3 protein-coding genes and 1 pseudogene are annotated in these 4148 nt (G+C 62.7%); all 4 read right to left on the bottom strand.

Going from position 1 to position 4148, the window contains the following annotated elements:
* Window positions 1-405, bottom strand: a pseudogene (locus tag EOA24_RS29320) (hypothetical protein); the annotation flags it as partial.
* Entirely contained in the window at window positions 366-1637 is a 1272-nt protein-coding gene (locus EOA24_RS29325; protein ID WP_127410347.1) for a hypothetical protein, read from the bottom strand. The pseudogene EOA24_RS29320 and the gene EOA24_RS29325, both read right to left, overlap by 40 nt.
* Window positions 1627-3618 (bottom strand): IS3 family transposase, encoded by a 1992-nt coding sequence (locus EOA24_RS29330; protein WP_127410348.1) that lies wholly within the window; start codon window positions 3616-3618, stop codon window positions 1627-1629. The genes EOA24_RS29325 and EOA24_RS29330 overlap by 11 nt, the downstream gene beginning before the upstream one ends.
* Window positions 3615-4037, bottom strand: a complete 423-nt coding sequence (locus EOA24_RS29335; protein ID WP_127410349.1) for a helix-turn-helix domain-containing protein — start codon at window positions 4035-4037, stop codon at window positions 3615-3617. The genes EOA24_RS29330 and EOA24_RS29335 overlap by 4 nt, the downstream gene beginning before the upstream one ends.
* Window positions 4038-4148: the final 111 nt, after the last annotated feature.

Below are 4148 nucleotides of genomic sequence, written 5' to 3' on the forward strand. Positions count from 1 at the left end.
CTCCAGATGAGCGCGCGCCTGAAGAATGCGTGCTAGGTGTTCGGCGTCGAGGGGGACGACGAGCCCCGGACAGGCGAGGCAACCGCCAAGCTTGGGGCACAGGCCACCGGCGCCGCTGACGGGCGCCAGGCAATCATTCCCAAACAACACGCTGGCCGTCTGACGTTCACCGGCGCCCGATGGCGCCACAGGACGCGGTATGACCCACGCGAGCATTAGCTCCTGCAGGCGGGCTATTGTTTCCCGCTCGATCCGTTGAGCGGCAGCGCCCTCGATATAGGCACTGGTGGTCGCGACGCTTACATGATTGAGCACCGCCTTGGGCGCGAGGATATCGCCCTCCGAGGCTTCATAATGCGCGGTCGCTACGCTGCCGCGGAACAGACCGGCCGAGAAGTCCGGCAACAACCGTCGCGGACGCTCGGGGTGAGCAGCATTCCAGGCCTCGATCCTTTCGTTCGACCGGACGATGAACCGGCATTGGCTACGGCGAGGGTTTCCCAGCGGATCACGCCCGCGAGATGGCGATGGCCCCGCGCCCGCGAACTTCCCATGCGTCGGATCAGAAAGAGCCGATCCCGATCCTGCTCCCCGACATGCGGCAGAAGCGGTGCCGTCATCTTCAGCAGCATCTCGACAAGGCGCGGCGCCGATCTGGATCGGCGCCGGTCGAACGATCGTCGTTGCATGCGTTTGATCCGCCCGCCCGTCTTCGGCTTGAGCCACTCGATGAACATCCGCTCCTCGTCGAGCGGATGCGGAACCAGGCAATCCCGGCGAATGAGGCGCAGAGGGTCGGGATTGGCCGCCGTCTGGATCGCCAGGGCGATGTAAAACGGAACAAGGGTATCGGTGATGAGATGGTAGTGCCGCGCAAAGCCGCGCTGCCGCCCGTAGAGAAGCAGCGTATCCTTGCCCAAGCCATGCGCCCGCATCTGCTCAACAGTTGGCGCAATGCCACGACCAGCGCGGTGGTGAAGCCAGATCAGGCGATCCTTGCCGATGCCCCGCGGGATCAGCGGCGGCGGTTCCGGCAGCGCCGCGATCGCCTGACCATATTGGAAGGTCTCCCAGGCTTCGTCGATTTCCCGGTAGCAGGCGGCCAGGATCGCCTTCATGTCCTGCGATGACAGCCTTCTTTTCGGCTGCCTGTGCTTGTGCGAGTTCGGGAAGAGATAGGCCGGGATGGTGCGCGGACCGCCGAAGACGTCGGGATTGTCATGCGCGGCGCGCTCGATCAGGGGGCGTAGCAGCGACACTTGCCCCGCTAGGCTCTGCGGACCACGGGCCCGGTCATGCCGCTCCGCCATCCAGCCTGCGAAGCGCCGGAGCAAAGCGTCATCGAGGTCGCGCGCGGTCTCGACATCGCGACGATCGCGCAGGAACTCCGCGATTTCCTTCAGCGCATGCCATCGGGCCGTCCGGGTCTTCCTCGCCCCCGCGAGATCATGCACATGGAAAGCGCGCAGCAGAATGGCCGCCAGATCGGCGGGCACTCCCGCCAATTCGGCGATGTCGAAGGTCTGTTCGACATTTCCCCACGCGTCGTTGAAGATGACGCGGGCCGGCATCGCTGCGAGCGGCACCGTTTCGTCGACCGGCGCGAACCGGCGGTCGATTCTGGGCTTAGCCCTCATCCGGGATCACCTCGCCGTAAAGGAATGAAAGGCTTTCGGCGAGGTCGCGTTCGTGAAGCTCGACACAGCGAAGATATATCGCTGTCGTAGTGATCGAGGCATGTCCCATCAGAACCTGCAGAACCTTCAGCGGGTTGAGATCGGGATTGGAACGAGCCTGGTTTTGCAGGCGCACCAGCATCGACATCGCGAAGGTGTGCCTCAACCAATGAAGCGTTCCGTCGATGCCGGCGGCGGCGAAGCCCGCGGCCAGTTTCGCCGTCAGGCGTGCACGGCTGAGCGGAACGCCCTGCGCGTTGAGCAGAAGATTGTCCAGCGGCCGGTAGCCCGGGTGCCTGCCCCTGGCATGCCGGACAATGGCGCTCCGCACCTCGCCGATATACCAGTTCGTGCGGTCGATCAGCCGGAGCGGCGGATAAACGGTGCGCGGCTTGCTACCCTTCGTGATCGTCAGCGGTATGCCCACAAGAGGCTGCGACTCCGGATCGATGGCGAAGGAATCAGGAATGAGTCCGACGCTCAGTCCACACAGTTCCTTTCGCCGCAGACCGGCAGTCAGAGCCCATTCGGCAGCGAGCCGCGCCGTCGGATCGAGTTGCTTGAACAAGCCGGCCAACTCATCCCGGCGCAGGGGCCGCGGAAGCCGCTCGGCACTGCGCACTGTCAGCCGGTTAACCGCGGAGCGGAGCAGGCCCGATTGATGTTGCCAAATACCTAGCGTGATCTGGTCGACACGCCGAACCGGAGAGGCTGCCACAAGGTCGTGGTCTCGCGCCCAGTCATAGAAGCGGCAGACGGTCGAGACGCGTGCGTTGATCGTCGAACGGGCATAAGGTCGGCCGGTGTGCGGGCTTGGCGCTTCAAGCATCCGGTTCCGATACGCGGCGATTACACCTTCGTTGGCGTCACGCCATCCCTGGTTCGACTGTTCCAGGGAATCGAACCAGTCATAAAGGTGCTCGCCATATGTCCGCACCGTGTCGCCCGCCCGTGAGCGGCCGCGAACCACGGCATGCTCCATCAGCCAGGCGAAAGCCGGTTCGATGATCGCCATGTCGGCGTCCAGCAGAATCGGGAAGCCCTCGGGAATACCCGTCTCGCCCGGTATCGCTCGGATGATCGAAACCATAGACTTCGCACCCTTCAAATTCCACGGCGGCGCCCGCTGGTGCAATCCAGGCCGGCCGCCGCCAGCTTTTTGGATAGCGCGTCGGCCGGCCTGCATCGCACCAGCGCCAACGTCGTGCATCGACACTACCCAACAATGATGACGCTGAAGATACAGCGTCGAAACGCAACCTAAGAAGCTCTCCGCCTTAGCGTTGTCGTAAGGATTTCCGACACGGCTCATGCTCGCCTGGATGCCGTGAAGATGCAGAAGTTCGGAGTAGGCCCCGCAGGCATATTGAACTCCGCGGTCGGAATGATGCACGAGGCTCCCGGGAGGGGGCTGGCGATCGGTAATGGCCATCTCGAGGGCCTCGATGGCAAGGCTTGCTCTGAGATGCGTATCCAACGCCCATCCGACCACCCTGCGGCTAAACGCATCAAGCACAACGGCGAGGAAAGCAAACTCCTCAGCCAGATGCAGGAAGGTGATATCGGCAACCCATAGCTGGTTGACCCCACTAAGGATCATGCCCCTGGCAAGGTTCGGCACGACTTGCCAACCATGCCTCGAGTTCGTCGTTGCAGGAACAAAGGGTCGCGTGCGCAGGCACAGCAGATTGTCTTCACGCATGATGCGTAGAACGCACTTGTGGTTGACTTGCCACCCCTCCCGACGCAACAGGGCTCCGATCCGGCGGTAACCGTAGTGCGCGTTACCGAGAGCCACCTTTTGAATGAGATCGCGCAAACCTGTCTCGGCCCGACGCGGGGCCGAATCCAGCCAGTGACGGTAGTAGCTCGCGCGGCTGACGCCAGCGAGCCAGCACATTCGATCGATGTTGAATTCGCCTTGCGACAGGCCGGTCGTCATCTTTTCGATGACTTTGAAGATCCCGTTTCGCCAGGAGCGCTGCTCCGGCGCTGATCTTCCTCGAAGTGCCGCAAGGCTTCGCGAAAAAAATCGAGATCGAGCTGCTGTTGCCCGACTTTCTGCTCCAATTCCCTGATCCGGCGCCTGGCCTTGGTCAGTGCCTTTTCCTGAGGCGTCGGCAGATCGACTGAATTCTGCAGCTGCGCGGCCCCGTCTAGTCCTGCTGTCGATCTGGCCGGCCGGCCGCGCCGGCGGGACTTTAGATCGCCATAAAGCCTCAGGTGATCACGCCACTCGTAAAGTCGTTGACGACTGATGCCGGCCTCATCTGCCAATTTGCTGACGTTTTCGCCCGCCTCCATGCGCTGGAGCAGCTCCCGCTTTTGGTCTTCATCAATAAATCTTTGCCGTCCGGCCATACCCCAGTTTCCTCTCCTGCGGGGAAACTGTCCGCGATTTTCCTTGTCTCAGTCTGGGGGTGCACTCCACCACTGTCCGGGAATTAGCGGAACCCCTGTCCGGCTTTTGCG

This window comes from Mesorhizobium sp. M2A.F.Ca.ET.039.01.1.1, assembly GCF_003998035.1.
Taxonomy (GTDB): Bacteria; Pseudomonadota; Alphaproteobacteria; order Rhizobiales; family Rhizobiaceae; genus Mesorhizobium.

Coding starts and splice junctions, on each gene's coding strand:
- EOA24_RS29330 (WP_127410348.1), bottom strand. CDS start 3,618: ATGACGACCGGCCTGTCGCAAGGCGAATTCAACATCGATCGAATGTGC.
- EOA24_RS29335 (WP_127410349.1), bottom strand. CDS start 4,037: ATGGCCGGACGGCAAAGATTTATTGATGAAGACCAAAAGCGGGAGCTG.
- EOA24_RS29325 (WP_127410347.1), bottom strand. CDS start 1,637: ATGAGGGCTAAGCCCAGAATCGACCGCCGGTTCGCGCCGGTCGACGAA.